Source organism: Streptomyces sp. NPDC006134, from assembly GCF_040628835.1.
GTDB lineage: Bacteria > Actinomycetota > Actinomycetes > Streptomycetales > Streptomycetaceae > Streptomyces.
Genome location: NZ_JBEXTV010000003.1, coordinates 82059 through 99339, shown reverse-complemented (window position 1 = coordinate 99339; position 17281 = coordinate 82059). Strand labels below are relative to the sequence as shown.

Below are 17281 nucleotides of genomic sequence, written 5' to 3'. Positions count from 1 at the left end.
CGGCAGGGACCACCGCGGTCACGGAGGGGCCGGTAGTTCCGGAGGAACCAGAGGGCTCAGGGGGGTCGGCGGGTCCAACGTGTACAACGGGTCCAGTGGGTTCAGCGGGGGCAAAGGGTCTGGTGGGTTCAGCGGGGGCAAAGGGTCTGGTGGGTTCAGCGGGGCCAGTGGATCCAGCAGAGCCAGTGGGAGCAGCGGTTCCAGTGGGGTCAGCGGGTCCAGCAGGTTCCGAGGGTGCGCATGAAGCGGCTGCCGCTCGGACCTCGCAGGAATCCGCCGGCCGGAGTACGGAGGAGACCTCCCCCCGCCCCACCGGAAAGGTGGCCGTGCAGGATCCCGACCCCCGCCCCGGACGGACCCCGGACACCCGGCAGCCGGCCACCACCACCCCGGAGTCCCCCGGCTCCACACCCGAGCCCGTGAGCGATCTCTCCGACCTCTCGCCCGCCCCGTCCCGGCGCGGTGCCGCCGTCTGGCCCGCCGTGCCGCTGCTCGCCGCCCTCGCGCTGTGGGCGTACGCGGTGTGGCACACGGACGTCTCCGCCCTCGACGACTTCGGCCTCGTCACCGCGGTGCACCCCGCCTTCTGGGCCGGGCTCGGCGTGCTGACCGCCGGCTTCTGGTTCACCGTCCGCGACCCGCGGCGGCGCGGCGGCTGGCCGGCGGTGTACGTCCTCGGGCTGCTGGTGATGGAGCGGGCCACCCAGGCCCTGGTCTATCCCACCCCGCTGTACGCGTGGGCGTGGAAGCACGACGCGGTCATCGACCACCTGCTGACGTCCGGCGGACTCGGCACCGAGGAACAGCTCGGTGACATGGCCGTCTACGACCAGTGGCCGGGCTTCTTCGCCGCCCAGGCGGCACTGGTGCGGCTGCTCGGCGTGGACAACGCCGCGATGTACATGGCCTGGTGGCCGCTGGTCTCCAGCGTGCTGCTGCTGCTTCCGCTGCTGCTGATCTACCGCACCTTCACCGAGGACCGCCGGCTGATCTGGACCGCGGTATGGCTGTTCTGCGTCGGCAACTGGGTGGGCCAGGACTACTTCTCCCCGCAGTCCGTCGCCTTCGCGCTGCACCTGGGCGTCCTGGCCGTCGTACTGCGCCGGTTCGGCCGTTCCGGCGGGCGGCGCGGGCGGCAGGGGCAGGCCGTGTGGACGGTGGTGATCACGCTGCTGGTCACGGCCGTCGTCATCTCCCACCAGCTGACACCGGGCATGCTGGTCGTCTCGCTGGTGGCCCTGTGCCTCACCCGCCGCTACCGGGACTGGGTGCCGCTGGTCACCACGGTGGTCCTCTTCCTCGCCTGGTGCCTGACGGCCGCGCTGCCCTTCCTGTCCGCCGCGATGCCGGACATGATCCGCTCGGTCGGTGACGTGGGCGGCAACGTCGCCACCGGATACGGCGCCACACCGACCGGCACCGGAGCGGTGGCGACCTCCTGGGCGGCCCGGCTGCTGTCGGGCTCGGTCCTGCTGCTCGCGCTGCTCGGCGTGGTGCGCCAGCGGGTGCTGCGGCGCCGGGCGCTGCCGCTGCTGCTGGTCGCGGCGGCACCGCTGCCGATGATCGTGGCGAGCAGCTACGGCAGCGAAATGATCTTCCGGGTGCTGATGTTCATGCTGCCCGGTGCCGCGTTCTTCGGCGCCGCCGCGCTGCTGCCCAAGGTGCGCACCCTGGCCGCCGACGCCGCCGACGCCGCCGCGCGGGAGGCCGGTGAGCGAGTGCCCGCCCTGGCCCCGGCCCCGGCAGGGCGCCGCAGGGCGTTCGGGGTGCCGGTGCCGCGGTACGGCACCTGGTTGCCGCTGCTGGTCCTGCTCGGCGGAACGCTCGCGTTCGTGCCGAGCTATTCCGGCAAGGACCGGATCAACTACTTCCCACCGCAGGAAGTCGCCCTCGTACGCCAGCTGTTCGACCAGGCGCCCGACGGGTCCCTCGTCGTCGCCGCCAACCGGAACTACCCGCTCGCCTACGACTCGTACTGGCGGATCGACCACTACTGGTTCCTCGACGACGACCGGCGCCACGTCGACCGGATCGTGCGGGACCCGGCCGCCACCCTGGCCCGTGACATGGCCGGGGTGGAGTCGCCGGGCCGGGCCTACGTGCTGCTCACCCAGGGACAGTGGGCCAACTCGGAGATGAACGGGCAGCTCGGCGAGGCCCAGTTGAGACGGATCCAGGAGTCCGTCGCCGCCTCGCCGCGCTTCGAGCTGGTGGCGCGCAACAGCGCCGGCGTGCTCTACGCCCTGAAGCCGGCGAGCTGAGGAGGGAGCCAGCCGATGCGCCGGTCCTCGCCCCACGACACGGTCGGCAATCCGGCCGACCACACGACCGACCACACGACCGACCACACATCCGACCACACGACCGACATGCCCGACAGGACCGACTCGACCGAGCGGACGGCCCACTCCATGACTCCGCAGGACCTCGTGATCCGTATGCTGCCCCCGTTCGGCGGCTGGCTGGCCCTGGCCGCGCTCGCCCTGCCCGGCGGGTCGCCGCTGCGCGGCGCGGCGGTCGCGGTGTTCCTGGCCGTGGGCCCGGGTGCCGCCTTCGTCAGAATCTGCGGGCCCGCGCTGCGGGCGCGGCCCGCCGAGAAGCCCGTCGAACGCCGGGACCCCGATTTCGAACGCCACTCCGGCCTGCTGGAACGGCTGATGCTGGCCGTCCTGCTGAGTGTGAGCGCCGCGATGCTCGTCTCCACGGTGCTGATCTCCGCGCATGCCTTCAGCGGGCAGCGGGTGCTGCTGACGCTCACCCTGCTGACGACGCTCGCCGCGTTCTGCCCGCGCCTGCGCGCCACATCGACGCCGACGCCGAGGACGGGAACGGGAACGGGGACGGGGGCGGGGACGGGGACGGCGCAGAGGACACGGAAGGGATCGGCTCTGTGAAATTCGCCCGTCCCTTTCGCCGCCCCCCTGCGGCGAAGGCCCCCGCGGGCCCGACCGGCCGGCACCGCCGTCCGATCGGCCACGGCCGGCGCCGGCTGCTGCTCACGTCCGCCGCGGTGACCTGCGCGGTCCTCTTCGCCGTACTCGCTCTCCGCAACGCCTCCGGCCCCGACGACGGTTCGGAGGCGCAACCCTCCGCACACGGCGGCGAGTGCCGTCCCACCGCCCTCCTCGAACCGCCCTGCGGCGCCTGGTTCGGCGCGTTCGTGCCGCACGACAAGTCGAACCTCGGGGAGAAGGTGCGCGCCTACGAGAAGCGCGTGGGCCGCAAGCTCGACATCGTGTACACGTACCACGACATGTCCGCGGTCGAGGGCACCCGGCTGGAGGGCCAGCTGCTGACCGAGGAGGAGCAGCGCGTCGGCGAGGACCGCATGCTGCTGCTGTCCTGGGAGAGCAAGTGGTGGGGCGGTACGAAACGCCAGCAGCCGACCTGGAAGCAGATAGCCGACGGTGAGCTGGACGCCTCCGTCATCGACGTCCAGGCCCGGCGCGTCAAGGACTACGGCGAGCGCACCGGCAAGAAGGTCTTCCTCTCCTTCGACCTGGAGATGGACACCCGGACACCGGACAACGGCACCCCGGCGGAGTACGTCCGGGCCTACCGGCACATCCACGACCGGTTCCGCGAACTGGGCGTGGACAACGTCGTGTGGACCTGGATCATCACCGGCTATCTGGGGCACGCCGACCTGTTCGAGCGGATGTACCCGGGGGACGAGTACGTCGACTGGATCGGCTACAACCAGTACAACTACTACCTCTGTCACAAGACCGGCTGGCTGTCCTTCGCCCAGACCCAGCGGGCCACGCACGACTGGATCCGCACCCACCTGTCCGCCGACAAACCCCTGATGCTGTCGGAGTTCGGCAGCGCGGCCGACCCGGACCGGCCGGACCGGCAGGCCGACTGGTACGCGCAGGTGCCCCCGGTGCTCAAGAGCCTGGACGGCGTCAAGGCGGCGCTCCAGTGGAACTACCGGGACCCCGGACCGCACTGCAACCTCGCCCTGGCGAACGACCGTTCCTGGGCCAGCCTGCGCAAGGCGGTCTCCGACCCCTACCTCAACCAGCCACGGAAGTGAGGGGACCGGCCACGGGAGGGGGAGGGGGTGCGGGTGGGGTGGGGCGGACATCTCGCTCCCACCCCTCCCGCACCCCCTCCCGCTTCCCTTCCCGCCGCTCGCTCAGCCCGCGAAGACCCGTCCGCTTCCCTTCCTGTCGCTTGCTCAGCCCGCGAAGACCCGCCCGCTTCTCTTCCTGTCGCTCGCTCAGCCCGCGAAGACCCGCCCGCTTCTCTTCCCGCCGCTCGCTCAGCCCGCGAAGGACGGCCCCTGCACGGCCGTCCGGGCCCGCCGGTACCAGCGCCAGGCGACCGTCTTCGGCCCGTCGCGGTAGGGGGCGACGCGCGCGCCCCCGCCCGCCAGCCAGGCCCGGACATCGGCGACCGTGTGGCTGCGCCGCACGATGAGCCGGGCGATGCGGTACCGCTCGTCGCGGTCGGAGCTGAGCGCGTGCCGCACGGCGGTCGCCGTCTCGTAACCGGCGCGGGCGGCCATGGCCCGGACCTTCGCGCTGTTGTAGCCGTGCGGGTAGGCGAGATGCCGGACCGCGTGACCGAGGGTGTCCTCCAGGACGTCCTTGGAAGCGCGCAGTTCGTACGCCAGCCGCCGGGCGGACAGGGTGTCCAGCTGGGCGTGGGTGACGGTGTGGCTGCCGATCTCCATGCCGGAACGTTCCAGCTCCGCCACCCGGTCCAGCGTCATCATCGGGGCGGGCGGCAGCAGACTGCGCCCGCCCGGCGCGAGGGCACCGGTGGTGAGGTAGGCGGTGGCGGGCAGGGAGCGCGCGGCCAGGGCCTCGGCGGTGGGGCCGGGCAGGTCGGCGAAGCCGTCGTCGAAGGTGAGCAGCACCGGCCGGGGCGGCAGCGGCGCCCGCCCGGCCAGATGGTCGGCGAGCGCGCTGATGGTCAGCGGAGTACGGCCGCTGTCGACGACGGCGTCCAGATGAGCGGCGAACTCCTTGGGACCGACCGTGAACTCGGCGATCCAGGACGGCGGGTCGTCCATCACGGCGTGATAGAGGAAGACGGGGATGGCGGCCCTGTTCCCGCCCTCGGTGCCGGGACCCGCCGGCCGTCTGCCGCCGCCGTCCGCCGCTGTCGTCATCTCGCCTCCCGGGTGAGCGTGCGCAGGGCGCGTCGCGCCCGCAGATAGCCGACGGGGCCGTACAGCATCCCCCGGCGCTGCAGGCGGGAGAGGCGGTGCGGCCAGGGGTGCGTGCGTGCGTCGTGTGCGCCCGGCGCGCCGGTCGTGCCGCCCGCACCGGTTGCGTTGACCCAACCGGCCGTGCTCTCCGTGCCGTTCGCGCCTGCCACCGTGCCGTTCGCGCCTGCCACCGTGCCGTTCGCGCCTGCCACCGTGCCGTCCGCGTGCCGGGCGGCGCTCAGGGCGCGGGCGTGGGCCAGGCCGCGGGGCAGCCGGGCGAGGAAGGCCGGCAGCAACGTGGGGCGGTTCACCAGGATCGCCGTGAGATAGGCGGTGAGGCCGGCGCCGTAGCCGTACGCCTGGGTCTCCAGGTCCTTCCAGGTCTCCCGGTGGTGGTGCCACACGAGCGCCTGCGGGGTGTAGTGCAGCCGATGCCCCTGGGCGAGGACCCGGACGAAGCCGTACAGGTCGTCGCCGCCCCGGGCGCGTGTGCCGGCGCCGGTGGCCGGGTCGAAGCCGCCGACGGAGCGCAGTACCTCCGTGCGGAAGGCCATGTTGGCGCCCGAGCCGAACCGGCCCGCGGTGAACGGGAACAGCGGCTCGTCGTCGGGCGGGTCCTTCGGGTCGTACGTCCGCGGCGTGAAGCCCTTCGCGAAGCCGCCGTGGCTCTCCAGCAGCACCTGGGCCGGGGTGCGCAGCCGCGCGGGCAGGATCAGCCCGGTGGCGCAGCCCAGGCGCGGGTCGGTGGCGAAGGGCGCGGTCAGCTCGGTGAGCCAGCGTGGGTCGGCGACCACGTCGTCGTCGGTGAAGGCGACCACCTCGCCCCGGACGGCCGCGAGCCCCCGGTTGTGCGCGATGGCGAGCCCGGGCACCGGTTCGCGCACGTACCGCACGCGCTCGCCGTACTTCCGCTCGACCAGTTCCCGGGTCTCGTCGGTCGCGGGCGCGTTGTCGACGACGACGATCTCGAAGTCCGGGTGGTCCTGGGCGAGGAGCGAGTCGAGGGCGCGGGCGAGCTGCCCGGCACGCTCCCGGGTGGCGACGACGACACTGGCGGACGGTGGCGCGTGTGACGGCGGCGCGGATGACGGTGGCGCGTGTGACGGCGGCGCGGATGACGGTGGCACGTGTGACGGCGGTGCGGATGACGGTGGCACGTGTGACGGCGGTGCGGATGACGGTGGCACGTGTGACGCCGGCGCGGACGACGGTGGCGCGGACGACGGCACCACCTCGCGCGCCGTGTCTCCGGCCCCTTGACCACCGCTCTCGGCGCCCCGGCTGCCGCCCCCGGCCCCTTCTCCGCCGGATGCCCCTTCCGCGCGCTCCACATCCCGGCGCTCAGCATCCCGATGCTCCGCGTCCCGGCGTACCGCGTCCCGGCGTACCGCGTCCCGCGCGAGCCCGGCGAGCACCTCCTTCGGGTCGGCGCCCTCGGGTACCCGGCCGAGCAGCGTACCGACGGGCCGTCCGCCCCTCCTGACCAGCACGAACACCTCTCCGGACGTCACCGGAGGACTGCCCGGCCCGGGTCTGAGGGAGACCTCCGGGTCCCGGCCGGCCGCCCCCTCCCCTCCGTCCGGTCCCAGGTCCAGCTCGGCGACCTGCACGGGCTCGATGCCCTGGAACAGCGCGATCTCCCGCCGCACCCGCGCGGTACGGGCCGCACGCCCGCCCCCCTCCGTCACGCGCCCTCCCCCTTCGTCACGCGTCTTTCCTCTCCCCGTCACGTTCCTTCCCCCTCCGCCATACGCCCTCCCCCTCCGTCACCCTCCGTCATCCCGGATCTCACCCCTGAATCCGATGTCGGGGGCGACCGGACCTGACATCAGGGCCGGCGCAGCCGTGCCGCGCCCTTCAGCGTCCGTGCCGCCAGCGAGGCCAGTCGCGGCCGGCTCCGGACGAAAGCGTGCGTGCGGCGGGCCGGCTCGCGGCCCAGCCAGTGCAGCGCGGCCCCCGCACCCGGACGCGTCACCGCCCCTTCGTACACGGGCAGTTCGCCCGTCCTCAGCGATTCCTTGTACTCGGCCCGGCCCCGCCCCATGTCCAGCAGGCCGATGCCCTGCGCGGCGGCGGCCTCGGCCATCCGCAGATGCAGCACCAGCCCCGGCGAGTACTTCGCGAAGTGCGGGTCGTAGGCCGGGAACCAGCAGGCCAGTACGGACGCCGAGCGCAGCCCGAAGTGGGCGGCGACCGGCCGGCCGCCGGCGTAGAGCACGGACAGCGTGCCGCTGCACTCCGCTGCCCGGGTCGCGGCGAGCCGCCCGACGAGCCGGGTGATCCACTCCTGCGCGAACCGGTCCCGGCGGCCCGTACGGCGGTACTGCGCCGACTTCCACGCCATGAGCGTGCGCAGCGCGGCCGGGTCGCGTTCGTCGAAGACGAACCGGACCTCCCCGACCTGGCGGCCGAGCCTGCGCTCCTTGGCGAGCGTGGTCTTCAGGAACTTCGGCGACTGGGTGCGCAGGACGGACTCGTAGGCCTCGTACCCCTTCTCCACGTCGATGACGTAGGCGGGGTGCTCCTCGGCGGCGTACGGCACGAACAGCCCTTGTTCCGCTTCGAGGTTGTCGAAGGCGAAGCTGGACAGCGAGCAGGATCGCAGCAGTTCGCGGGTGTCCGGCCGCAGGCCCGGACGCAGCACCACGCCCTGGCAGTCCGACACCCCGAGCCCGATCGCCCGGCCCTGGCCCAGCGGCCCGCGCTCGTGCGGCAGGAAACCGGCCGCCTCGCCGCCCTCGTAGAGCACCGCCACCCGGGCCCGCGGCCGCACCAGGCCCACGGCGTCGGCGAACTCCGGTTCCATGAAAGGGTTCCGCGGCGCCGAGGACTTCGCGCGCAGTTCCCGCCAGTGCTCCCGTTCCCCCTCGCCCAGCTCCTGTGGCCTCAGCACACGGATACGTCCACTGCTCAACCTGACCCCCCGATCAAGTCCCCCCTGGACACATGGGACGGTACCGCCGAGCCCGCCCGGGCGGTAGGTAGCGGAAGATGTTGTTGCCAACCGGTGCAGACGCCCTCAACCGTGCGCAGCCGGTGATGCGTCAGCTTTCGGACACCCGGTTCCCTCCCCCGGGGTCCATGTCCTCTTCCGGTTCACGGTGAGGACGGACGGCCGGGCGGCCCCGCCGGCCGCCGCCCGCCGCCCTCGGGCGTGCGGGGAGCCGGGAACCGGCCGCTTCCGCGGTGAAACGGCGGGGCGTGTTGTCCGTATTCTCTGATCATGGACCGGACTGCGTATGCCCTCATCGCCACCGACCTGGACGGAACGCTGCTGCGCGGCGACGACACCGTCTCCGACCGGTCGCGCGCGGCCCTCGCGCGGGTGGCCGAGGCCGGCGCCCGCCACCTGGTGGTCACGGGCCGCCCGGCACCGAGAGTGCGGTCACTGCTCGACGACCTCGGCTGCACGGGGCTCGCGGTGTGCGGTCAGGGGGCACAGTTGTACGACGCCGGCGCGGACCGTCTGCTGTGGTCGGTCACGCTGGACCGGGAGCTGGCCGAGACCGCGCTCGGCAAGATCGAGGCCGAGGTGGGGCAGGTCCACGCCGCGGTCGACCAGGACGGCGTCGACGGGCTCACCCTCATCGAGCCCGGGTACCTGATGCCGCACCCGACCCTGCCCGCGGTGCGGATCGAACGGCGCGACGACCTGTGGTGCGCGCCCATCAGCAAGGTGCTGCTGCGCCATCCCGAGCTGTCCGACGACGAGTTGGCGGCGACGGCGCGCGCGGTGATCGGCTCGCTGGCGACGGTCACCATGTCGGGTCCCGGGACCGTCGAGCTCCAGCCGTGCGGTGTCACCAAGGCGACCGGTCTCGCGCTGGCCGCCGAGCACCTCGGCCTGAGCCCGTGGCAGACCCTCGCCTTCGGGGACATGCCCAATGACATCCCGATGTTCGACTGGGCGGCGCACGGCGTCGCGATGGCCAACGCCCATCCCGAGCTCAAGGCGGTCGCCGACGAGGTCACGGAATCGAACGAGGACGACGGCATCGCCGTCGTCCTCGAACGACTGTTTCCCGCGGTTCGTTAGGGCCCGGAGCGGCCCGTCAGCACCTGGCGCGGTCCGTCAGCACCTGGAGCGCCCGTCAGCACCTGGAGCGCCCGTCAGCGCCCGGCGCGGTCCGTCAGCACCCGGAGCGCCCGTCAGCGCTCAGTACGCCCCGAAGACGTTGTCGATCGAGCCGTACCGGTGGGCCGCGTAGTTGCAGGCGGCGGTGATGTTCGCGACCGGGTCGTACGGGTCCCACGAGGTGCCGGGCACGTGGTAGGCCCGGAACGTCGGGTCGATGACCTGGAGCAGGCCCTTGGACGGGGTGCCGTTGATGGCGTTGATGTCCCAGTTGTTGATGGCGTACCGGTTGCCGGACGACTCGCGCATGATGTTGCGGTGGATGCCGTTGTACGTCCCCGGGATGCCGTGCTGCGCCATGACGTCGAGCGACTGCCGGATCCAGCCGTCGAGGGTGTTCGTGTAACCCGCCGTCCCGGTGACGACGGTGGGCGTGGCGGCCGGGGTGGCCGCGGAGGCGGTGGCGGCGCCGGCGAGCGGCAGGGCGAGTACGGCGGCGCCCGTGCCGAGGAGGGCCAGCTTGCGGGCGAGTCGGGCGGTGGTGGCGTGCCGGTTCTGACCGGATGCGCGCATGACGAGTTCCTCTCCTGCCGCCTGCGAGGTGAGCTGTCGGGTTCGGGCGGGAGGTGCCCGGCCGTGGCCCTGACGGGCACGGCTTCACCCCAAGCCGCTCCGGTGTGGTGTCCGGCGCGGCGACTTACCTGGGTCCCCCGCTCCTGCCGTGCGTGAGTTGGTCGGTCGATGGGTGTGCGTCCGGGCGGCGGCAGGATTCGGCGTCCGCCCGACAGGCCGGGAACGTATGCGAGGGCACATGTCCGAAACAAGTGCAGGAATCACCTCTCGGGCATGTTGACCTTGTTCTGAGGTGTTTGGGGTGCTTGATCCTTTACGGCCGCCAAGGGTCAACTGGCTTGCGGGGTACAGGGAGGCGGGCGGATGTGGGGGGTGTGGCCGCCCGGGCGTCGGCGTGAGCCAATTCACGGCAAGCGGAAAGAGTGGCAAATCGGGCAATAAGGCCAACTAGTCCTTAAATGGCTTCTCGTGGGGACTGTTGTCGTATGCGGGCGGGCGGGCGGGCGGGCGGGCGGGCGGGCGAGCGGGCGGGCGGTGCGGTGAGGGGTGGGTCCTGGAGTCGCGCCGAGGAGCGGAACGCGGGTTTGCGTGTCGAATGGGTGACCTTCCCGGGGTGCCGGCCGTTGGGCGCGGGGGCGGGGTCTTCCGTGCGGGGTCTTCCGTGCGGGATCTTCCGTGCGGGGTCTTCCGCGCGGGAGCTTCCGTGCGGGAGCTTCCGGGCGGGCCTCCGGCGCGCCGCGTCCGCTTGGGGGCCCGGCTCATGTCTGCTCATATCTGCTGATCACAAATATGCCGGTCATGATCCGATACCGACCGGCCTGTAACCGTGGGCGCTATCGGTGATCGAAACGTGACCGGATACGCTGACTTGAGTGATGGCAGCGACCTATCGACAAACCGTGTAAGCGCCAGTAGACACCAGCAGACAGGAGACCCCTCGTGACCGTCGTCGGGCCGTTCGGGCTGAGCGTGCGGGACCAGGCACTGGAAGCCGATGTCCAGGCCGGACTGGCGGCTGTCGAGGAAGGGTTGCTTGAGGCAACCAAAAGTGAAGTGCCGTTCATCACAGAGGCCGCCCAGCACCTGGTGCGGGCGGGCGGGAAGCGTTTCCGGCCACTGCTGGTGATGCTCGCGGCCCAGTTCGGCGACCCGTACGCCCCGGGGGTCGTGCCGTCGGCCGTCGTCGTCGAGCTGACCCATCTGGCGACGCTGTACCACGACGACGTGATGGACGAGGCCGCGGTACGGCGCGGGGTGGCCAGCGCCAACACCCGCTGGGGCAACTCGGTGGCGGTCCTCACCGGCGACTTCCTGTTCGCGCGGGCCTCACAGATCCTCGCCGACCTCGGCCCGGAGGCCGTCCGCGTCCAGGCACTGGCGTTCGAACGGCTGGTCACCGGGCAGATCCTGGAGACGGCCGGACCGCAGGACGGACGGGACCCGGTCGAGCACTACCTCGACGTCCTCGGCGGCAAGACCGGATCGCTGGTGGCCGTCTCGTGCCGGTTCGGCGCGATGATGTCCGGGGCCCACGAGACGCACGTGGACGTGCTGACCCAGTACGGCGAGCGGCTCGGCGTCGCCTTCCAGCTCGCGGACGACGTGCTGGACATCGCCTCCGACTCGCACGAGTCGGGCAAGACGCCGGGGACGGACCTGCGCGAGGGCATCGCGACCCTCCCCGTGCTGCGCCTGCGTGAACGGGCCGCCCGGCTGGGGCTGGCCGAGGACGTCGAGCTGTGCGAGCTGCTCGGCTCCGACCTGACCGACGACGAGCGCCACGCGGAGGCGCTGCGCCTGCTGCGCGCCCACCCCGCGCTGGAACAGGCCCGCCGGGACACCGTCCGCTACGCGGAGGACGCGCGCGCCGCGCTCACCCCGCTGCCGGAGTGCGAGGCGAAGACCGCGCTGGTGGAGCTGTGCGACGCGGTGGTGCACCGAGCCGGGTAGAAGCCGGGTGGGAGCCGGGTGGAAACGGCCGGCCGGTCCGTCTGCCTTGCTGGTCTCGTCTGCCCTGCCGGTCCGCCTGTCCTGCTGGTCTCGTCTGCCCTGCCGGTCCGCCTGTCCTGCTGGTCTCGTCTGCCCTGCCGGTCCGCCTGTCCTGCCGGTCTCGTCTGCCCTGCCGGTCCATCTGTCCGGCCGGCGCCCCGGCTGCTCGGCCGGCCCCGTCGGCCGGGTCGCTGTCCCCTACCGGGCGGGGGAGCCGCCGTCCCCTACTGGACGGGGGAGTCGCCGTCCCCTCGCGTCATACCGCAGCAGTAGGCGGAGTTGAGTCCGCAGTCTGACGAAACCACCTGTCCGATTTGGTCAGATGGAGACCGCGGACATCACCACTCCTCACCGATTCGGGTGAGAATGGCGGCTCACGGTGAGACCGGCGCGAGAGCACACGACGCGAGGACACGACACGGGCAGCCGCCGCCGACCACGGAGGTAGGGCACACATGGCACCGTACGCATCCGACGACAGCACGACGGCCGCCGGGGCCGGGGAACCCGGGACCCGGCGGCGCAGGGCCGCGCGGTACGTCGTCCCGGTCGTGGTGACGGGGGTGGCGGCGGCGACGATCGGGCTCGTCCCCGCGCTCGCCGACTCCGGCGACCCCGACCTTCCGGACATCACGGCGCAGCAGCTCATAGAGAAGATCGCCGGGTCGGACGTGCAGCAGCTGTCCGGCACGGTGAAGATCAGCACGGACCTCGGTCTGCCGGACCTGGGCGGCCTGGTGGGCGACATGGCGGGCGGTATGGCCTCCGGCTCCGCGGGGCAGGGTGACGGCGGCTCCGCGGCGGACCCGTCGGCCAAGCTCACCGAGCTGGTGTCCGGCACCCACACGCTGCGGGTCGCGGCCGACGGCCCGGACCGGCAGAAGCTGTCGCTGCTGGAGAACGCGGCCGAGTACAGCCTGATCCACGACGGCAAGGACGTCTGGGGCTACGACAGCGAGTCGAACGAGGTCTACCACGCCACCGTCCCCGAGACCGCCGACGGGCGGGCGAAGGAGCGCCGGGAGGTCCCGGCCACGCCCCGGGACCTCACCGAGGAGGCGCTGAAGGCGGTCGACGACACCACGTCCGTGACCGTCGACGGCACCGCGCAGGTCGCCGGCCGGGACGCGTACAAACTGCTGATCAAGCCCCGGCAGGAGGGTTCCACGATCGGCGCTATCAGCGTCGCCGTGGACGCGAGCACCGGACTGCCGCTGAAGTTCACCCTCACCCCGGCGAGCGGCGGCGCCGCCGTGGTGGACGCCGGCTTCACCCAGGTCAGCTTCGCGAAGCCGCCCGCCTCGACCTTCGACTTCACCCCGCCCGAGGGGGCGAAGGTCACCGAGGGCGGCGAGGCGGACCAGGCGCCCGGGGCGCCCCGGGCCGAGGGGAAGACCGGCGGGGGTCCCGACGGGGACCTCGGCGGAGACCTCGCCAAGGGGGCCGACGGCCTGAAGGTCATCGGCGAGGGCTGGAACGCGATCGCCTCCTTCGACACGGGCGGGCAGGGCCTGCCGGCTGCGTCCGCGGGCGGTGACCTCGGCGAGTCGGGAGCCCTCGGCGGCTTCCTCGGCTCGTTCGGCGACGAGGTCTCCGGCAAGTTCGGCTCGGGCACGGTGTTCACCACCCGCCTCGTCAACGCCCTGATCACGGAGGACGGCAAGGTCTACGCGGGCGCGGTCACGAAGGACGCGCTGGTGAAGGCGGCCGACGCCGGGAAGTGAGCGCCGAGAGCGCCGAGAGTGGCTAGGGAGCCGAGGGAGCCGAGGGAGCCGATGGACGAGCCGTCCGCCGTGGAACCGGACCGGGCTGGTGCCGGCGCCGGTGCCGGTGACGGTGCTGGTGCCGGTGACGCGGTCATCGCGACCCGGGCGCTGACCAAGCGCTACCGCGGCGGACAACTCGCCGTCGACGGCCTGGATCTGACCGTCCCGGCGGGCAGCGTCTTCGGCTTCCTCGGCCCCAACGGCTCCGGCAAGACCACCACCATCCGCATGCTGATGGGCCTGATCGAGCCGACCTCGGGCACCGCCCGCGTGCTGGGCCGGCCCATGCCCCGCGCCGCCCGCGCCGTACTGCCGCAGGTCGGGGCGCTCATCGAGGGACCGGCCCTGTACGGCTTCCTGTCCGGGCGCGACAACCTGCTGCGGTACGACGCCGCCGACCCGACCGCCGATCCCCGCACCCGGCGCCACCGCGTCGCCGACGCGCTGGACCGCGTCGGCCTCACCGCCGCGGCGGGCAAGAAGGCGAAGGCGTACTCCCTCGGCATGAAGCAGCGCCTCGGCCTGGCCGCGGCGCTGCTCCGGCCCCGCCGGCTCCTCGTGCTGGACGAGCCGACCAACGGGCTCGACCCGCAGGGCATGCGGGAGATCCGCACCCTGATCCGGGAACTGGCCTCCGACGGCACCACCGTCTTCCTCTCCTCCCACCTCCTCGACGAGATCGAGCAGGTGTGCACGCACGCCGCGGTGATGGCGCGAGGGCGCCTGATCGCCCAGGGCACGGTCGCCGGCCTGGCGGCGGGGCTGCGCGGCCGGCTGGTGGTGACCACGCCGGACCCCGGGGAGGCGGCGCGGGTGCTGAAGGAGCAGGGGGCCGCGGAGGTGACCGTCACCGAGGACCGGGTCACGGCCGAGCCGCCCGACCGCGACCTCGCGGACGTCAACGCGGCGCTGGTGGCGGCGGGCGTGAGGGTCCGTGGCTTCGGGACGGAACGGGTCTCCCTGGAGGACGCGTTCGTGGCGCTGACGGGGGAGGGGTTCGATGTCGCGGGCTGAGACAGGGGAGACGGGGCAGACCGCGGAGGCGGGGGAGGTCGCGGAGGCGGGGGAGGCCGGAGCGATCGGAGAGGCCGGAGCGATCGGAGAGGCCGGGGACGCCGCGGGCGCCGTGAGGGTGGCGGGAGCGGTACAGGCACGGTCCGGGCTCGGACCGCGGCCCCTGTGGACTCTCGGACCGCGGTCTCTGTGGACCCTCGGACTGCTGCGCAGCGAACTGCGGACCACCTTCCGGCGCTGGCGCACCCTGGCGCTGCTGGGCGTGCTGGCCGCCGTACCGGTCCTGGTCGGGGTCGCCGTCCGGATCGAGACGGGTGACGGCTCGCCGGCCGGTGGCGGGGGCGGCCAGGGACCGGCGTTCATCTCGCAGATCACCAACAACGGCCTGTTCCTGGTCTTCACCGCGCTGGCCGCCACGCTCCCGTTCTTCCTGCCGATGGCCGTCGGAGTCGTCGCGGGCGACGCGATCGCCGGCGAGGCGAACGCGGGCACCCTGCGCTACCTGCTGGTCGCCCCCGCCGGCCGTACCCGCCTGCTGCTCACCAAGTACGCCGCGGTGCTGGCGTTCTGCCTGGCGGCCACCCTGGTGGTCGCCGTGTCCGCGCTCGCGGTCGGGGCGCTGCTCTTCCCGCTCGGCGATCTGACGACCATCTCCGGGACGCGGATCGGCCTGGGCGAGGGCATGGGGCGGGCGCTGCTGATCGCCCTGGCCGTCGCCGCGTCACTGACGGGCGTGGCGGCCCTCGGCCTGTTCGTCTCCACGCTGACGGGCAGTGGGATCGCGGCGATGGCGACCACCGTCGGGCTGGTGATCACCGTCCAGATCCTCGACCAGATCCCGCAACTGGACGCCCTCCAGCCCTACTTCTTCTCCCACTACTGGATGTCCTTCGCCGACCTGATGCGCGAACCCGTCTACTGGGACGACCTGGAGCGGAACCTCGGCCTCCAGGCCCTGTACGCGGCGGTGTTCGGGTCGGCGGCGTGGGCGCGGTTCACGGCGAAGGACATCACGACGTAGAAGCGACGTACAAGGACGTGGAGAAGGACGTCACGGCGCAGGGATGTGCGGGGCGGCGCGGCCGGTCTCGTACGGGAAGCGGGCGAACGGCGCCTCCTGGGCGAAGAAGGTCTTGGCGCGTGCCAGTGCCTCGGTGTCCCGCAGCACGTCACCCGGCTTGCTGCCGTTGCCGAGCAGCACGCCGCCGAAGCGCATCCCCATGTACGCCGCCGAGTTGTTCAGCGTGCCGATCAGCGGGTCGGCGACCTCCTGCTCCTCGTGGGCGAGCGCGGTGACGCCCCACAGGGTGCGGCCGGCCAGGGTCGCCTTGAAGTCCAGCCCGGGGGTACGCAGCCAGCCCGACCAGTAGTCGAGGTAGCGCTTGGTGAGGGCGGACACCGAGTACCAGTACAGCGGCGAGGCGATCACGATGTCCGTGGCGGCGAGGGTGGCGTCGAGCAGCAGCGCGGCGTTGCCCTCCCGGGGGCGGACGTGGTCGCTGTCGTGGCGCAGGTCCTCGAAGTCGGGCAGCGGGTGCTCGGCGAGGTCGATCCACTGCTGCTCGACGCTCTCGGGCAGTTGTTCGGCGGCTCGGCGGGCCAGCGACTTGGTGTTGCCGTCGGGGCGGCTGCTGCCGAGGACGAAAAGGAAGCGGCGGCTCATGGTGGTCCCCCAGAAATACGCTATGCGGCGTGCGACGATTACGCGCTCATGCATCATATGCACGTGCATGGATCGAGGGAAGGGGGTGCGGCGACCGGGATCTCGACGTCCGTTTTCCGCCGGTCCTCCGGGGCGCTCGCGAGCCACCCTGAAGCCCATGAATCCTGCACACGCCGTATCCGCTTCGAGGCACGTGCCGCCGTCCGCCGCCATCGAGCCGGGCATCCTCTACTTCGGGACCCCCGTCGTCCTGCTCTCCACGGCCGACGAGGACGGCACGCCGAATCTCGCTCCCATGTCGTCCGCGTTCTGGCTGGGGTGGCGGGGTGTCCTGGGGCTGGGCGCCGCGGCGAAGACGGCGCAGAACATGCTGCGCACCAGGGAGTGCGTCCTGAACCTGCCGTCCGACGCGCTCGCTCCCGCCGTCGACCGTCTGGCGCTGACCACCGGCTCCGCTCCGGTGCCGCCGCGCAAGTACGAGCGCGGTTACCGGCACGTGGCGGACAAGTTCGGCCGGGCGGGGCTGACGCCGGTGCCGTCCGAGACGGTCGGGCCGCCCCGCGTGGGGGAGTGCCCGGTGGCGATGGAGGCGGTGGTGGAGGCGGTCCGCCCGATCGGGGAGGACGACGAGGAGCTGCGCGGGAAGATCCTCACCTTCGAGGTGCGGGTGCAGCGGGTCCATGTGCACGAGGCCATCCGCGCCGAGGGTGCGGCGGACCGGATCGACCCGGACCGGTGGCGCCCGCTCATCATGAGCTTCCAGCACTTCTACGGCCTGGGACCCCGGGTCCACCCGTCCACGCTCGCGTCCATACCGGAGCGGCTGTACCGCGGCCCCGACATCGAGCGGGCCCGCCGGGCCGAGCGCCGGGCCGGGCACCAGACTGAGCACCGGGCCGAGTACCGGGACTGACGGCGGGGACGAGAGCGCGCGGCCGTGCGGGTCCCGGCCGTGCGGGTCCCGGCCGCCCGTCGGCAGGGCGACGCGGGGCCCGCACGGAGACGAGGCCGACGGAGAGCCGGGTTGGCCCGGTTGGCCG

At 72.7% G+C, this 17281-nt stretch carries 14 protein-coding genes and 1 riboswitch; of the genes, 9 read left to right on the top strand and 5 right to left on the bottom strand.

The annotated features are described in order from the left end of the window. Positions 1-326 precede the first annotated feature (326 nt). From ABZ340_RS03010 to ABZ340_RS03000, 3 genes are read left to right on the top strand one after another with little or no spacing between them, the layout of a single operon-like run. Positions 327-2261: a glycosyltransferase gene (locus ABZ340_RS03010; RefSeq protein ID WP_358779972.1), complete on the top strand. Its 1935-nt coding sequence runs from the start codon at positions 327-329 to the stop codon at positions 2259-2261. A gap of 15 nt (positions 2262-2276) precedes the next feature. Continuing rightward, positions 2277-2894 carry a hypothetical protein gene (locus tag ABZ340_RS03005; protein WP_358779971.1) on the top strand — a complete coding sequence of 206 codons (618 nt, stop codon included), beginning with the start codon at positions 2277-2279 and terminating at the stop codon, positions 2892-2894. Further along, complete coding sequence (locus ABZ340_RS03000; protein ID WP_358779970.1) at positions 2891-4039, top strand: glycosyl hydrolase; 1149 nt, start codon at positions 2891-2893, stop codon at positions 4037-4039. The genes ABZ340_RS03005 and ABZ340_RS03000 overlap by 4 nt, the downstream gene beginning before the upstream one ends. Positions 4040-4267: 228 nt before the next feature. Here the strand turns inward: ABZ340_RS03000 and ABZ340_RS02995 are convergent, their stop codons facing one another. From ABZ340_RS02995 to ABZ340_RS02985, 3 genes are all read right to left on the bottom strand, one after another. Next, the gene (locus ABZ340_RS02995; protein WP_358780075.1) at positions 4268-5023 is read right to left on the bottom strand and encodes a polysaccharide deacetylase family protein; all 756 of its coding nucleotides are present in this window, start codon (positions 5021-5023) and stop codon (positions 4268-4270) included. A 95-nt stretch (positions 5024-5118) separates the two neighbouring features. Next, entirely contained in the window at positions 5119-6288 is a 1170-nt protein-coding gene (locus ABZ340_RS02990) for a glycosyltransferase (protein WP_358779969.1), read from the bottom strand. A 701-nt stretch (positions 6289-6989) separates the two neighbouring features. Then, a complete protein-coding gene (locus ABZ340_RS02985; protein ID WP_358779968.1) occupies positions 6990-8054 on the bottom strand; it encodes a GNAT family N-acetyltransferase in 1065 nt (354 codons plus the stop codon). 330 nt (positions 8055-8384) lie between these two features. On the opposite strand from ABZ340_RS02985, the gene ABZ340_RS02980 reads away from it, so the two are divergent. Beyond that, a complete protein-coding gene (locus ABZ340_RS02980; RefSeq protein ID WP_358779967.1) occupies positions 8385-9197 on the top strand; it encodes an HAD family hydrolase in 813 nt (270 codons plus the stop codon). Positions 9198-9317: 120 nt separating this feature from the next. On the opposite strand, the gene ABZ340_RS02975 is transcribed toward ABZ340_RS02980, so the two are convergent. After that, entirely contained in the window at positions 9318-9809 is a 492-nt protein-coding gene (locus ABZ340_RS02975) for a transglycosylase SLT domain-containing protein (RefSeq protein WP_358779966.1), read from the bottom strand. 4 nt (positions 9810-9813) lie between these two features. After that, a riboswitch (cyclic di-AMP (ydaO/yuaA leader) is annotated at positions 9814-9983 on the bottom strand. Positions 9984-10748: 765 nt separating this feature from the next. On the opposite strand from ABZ340_RS02975, the gene ABZ340_RS02970 reads away from it, so the two are divergent. From ABZ340_RS02970 to ABZ340_RS02955, 4 genes are all read left to right on the top strand, one after another. Next, on the top strand, positions 10749-11759 hold the full coding sequence (locus tag ABZ340_RS02970) for a polyprenyl synthetase family protein (RefSeq protein ID WP_358779965.1): 1011 nt from the start codon (positions 10749-10751) through the stop codon (positions 11757-11759). A 494-nt stretch (positions 11760-12253) separates the two neighbouring features. Beyond that, on the top strand, positions 12254-13522 hold the full coding sequence (locus ABZ340_RS02965) for a DUF2092 domain-containing protein (RefSeq protein WP_358779964.1): 1269 nt from the start codon (positions 12254-12256) through the stop codon (positions 13520-13522). 51 nt (positions 13523-13573) lie between these two features. Next, entirely contained in the window at positions 13574-14578 is a 1005-nt protein-coding gene (locus ABZ340_RS02960; RefSeq protein WP_358779963.1) for an ABC transporter ATP-binding protein, read from the top strand. After that, positions 14565-15599, top strand: a complete 1035-nt coding sequence (locus ABZ340_RS02955; RefSeq protein ID WP_358779962.1) for an ABC transporter permease — start codon at positions 14565-14567, stop codon at positions 15597-15599. Before ABZ340_RS02960 ends, ABZ340_RS02955 begins: the two co-directional genes overlap by 14 nt. Before the next feature lie 30 nt (positions 15600-15629). Here the strand turns inward: ABZ340_RS02955 and ABZ340_RS02950 are convergent, their stop codons facing one another. Continuing rightward, positions 15630-16241 (bottom strand): NAD(P)H-dependent oxidoreductase, encoded by a 612-nt coding sequence (locus tag ABZ340_RS02950; protein ID WP_358779961.1) that lies wholly within the window; start codon positions 16239-16241, stop codon positions 15630-15632. 157 nt (positions 16242-16398) lie between these two features. Here ABZ340_RS02950 and ABZ340_RS02945 point away from each other — a divergent pair, with 157 nt between their 5' ends. After that, complete coding sequence (locus tag ABZ340_RS02945; RefSeq protein ID WP_358779960.1) at positions 16399-17154, top strand: flavin reductase family protein; 756 nt, start codon at positions 16399-16401, stop codon at positions 17152-17154. The last annotated feature ends 127 nt before the right edge of the window (positions 17155-17281 follow it).

Excerpts from the sequence above, each read along its gene's own strand:
- ABZ340_RS03005 (WP_358779971.1), top strand. The coding sequence starts at position 2,277 with ATGCGCCGGTCCTCGCCCCACGACACGGTCGGCAATCCGGCCGACCAC.
- ABZ340_RS02995 (WP_358780075.1), bottom strand. The coding sequence starts at position 5,023 with ATGGACGACCCGCCGTCCTGGATCGCCGAGTTCACGGTCGGTCCCAAG.
- ABZ340_RS02975 (WP_358779966.1), bottom strand. The coding sequence starts at position 9,809 with ATGCGCGCATCCGGTCAGAACCGGCACGCCACCACCGCCCGACTCGCC.
- ABZ340_RS02955 (WP_358779962.1), top strand. The coding sequence starts at position 14,565 with ATGTCGCGGGCTGAGACAGGGGAGACGGGGCAGACCGCGGAGGCGGGG.
- ABZ340_RS02960 (WP_358779963.1), top strand. The coding sequence starts at position 13,574 with ATGGACGAGCCGTCCGCCGTGGAACCGGACCGGGCTGGTGCCGGCGCC.
- ABZ340_RS02980 (WP_358779967.1), top strand. The coding sequence starts at position 8,385 with ATGGACCGGACTGCGTATGCCCTCATCGCCACCGACCTGGACGGAACG.
- ABZ340_RS02965 (WP_358779964.1), top strand. The coding sequence starts at position 12,254 with ATGGCACCGTACGCATCCGACGACAGCACGACGGCCGCCGGGGCCGGG.
- ABZ340_RS02950 (WP_358779961.1), bottom strand. The coding sequence starts at position 16,241 with ATGAGCCGCCGCTTCCTTTTCGTCCTCGGCAGCAGCCGCCCCGACGGC.
- ABZ340_RS02945 (WP_358779960.1), top strand. The coding sequence starts at position 16,399 with ATGAATCCTGCACACGCCGTATCCGCTTCGAGGCACGTGCCGCCGTCC.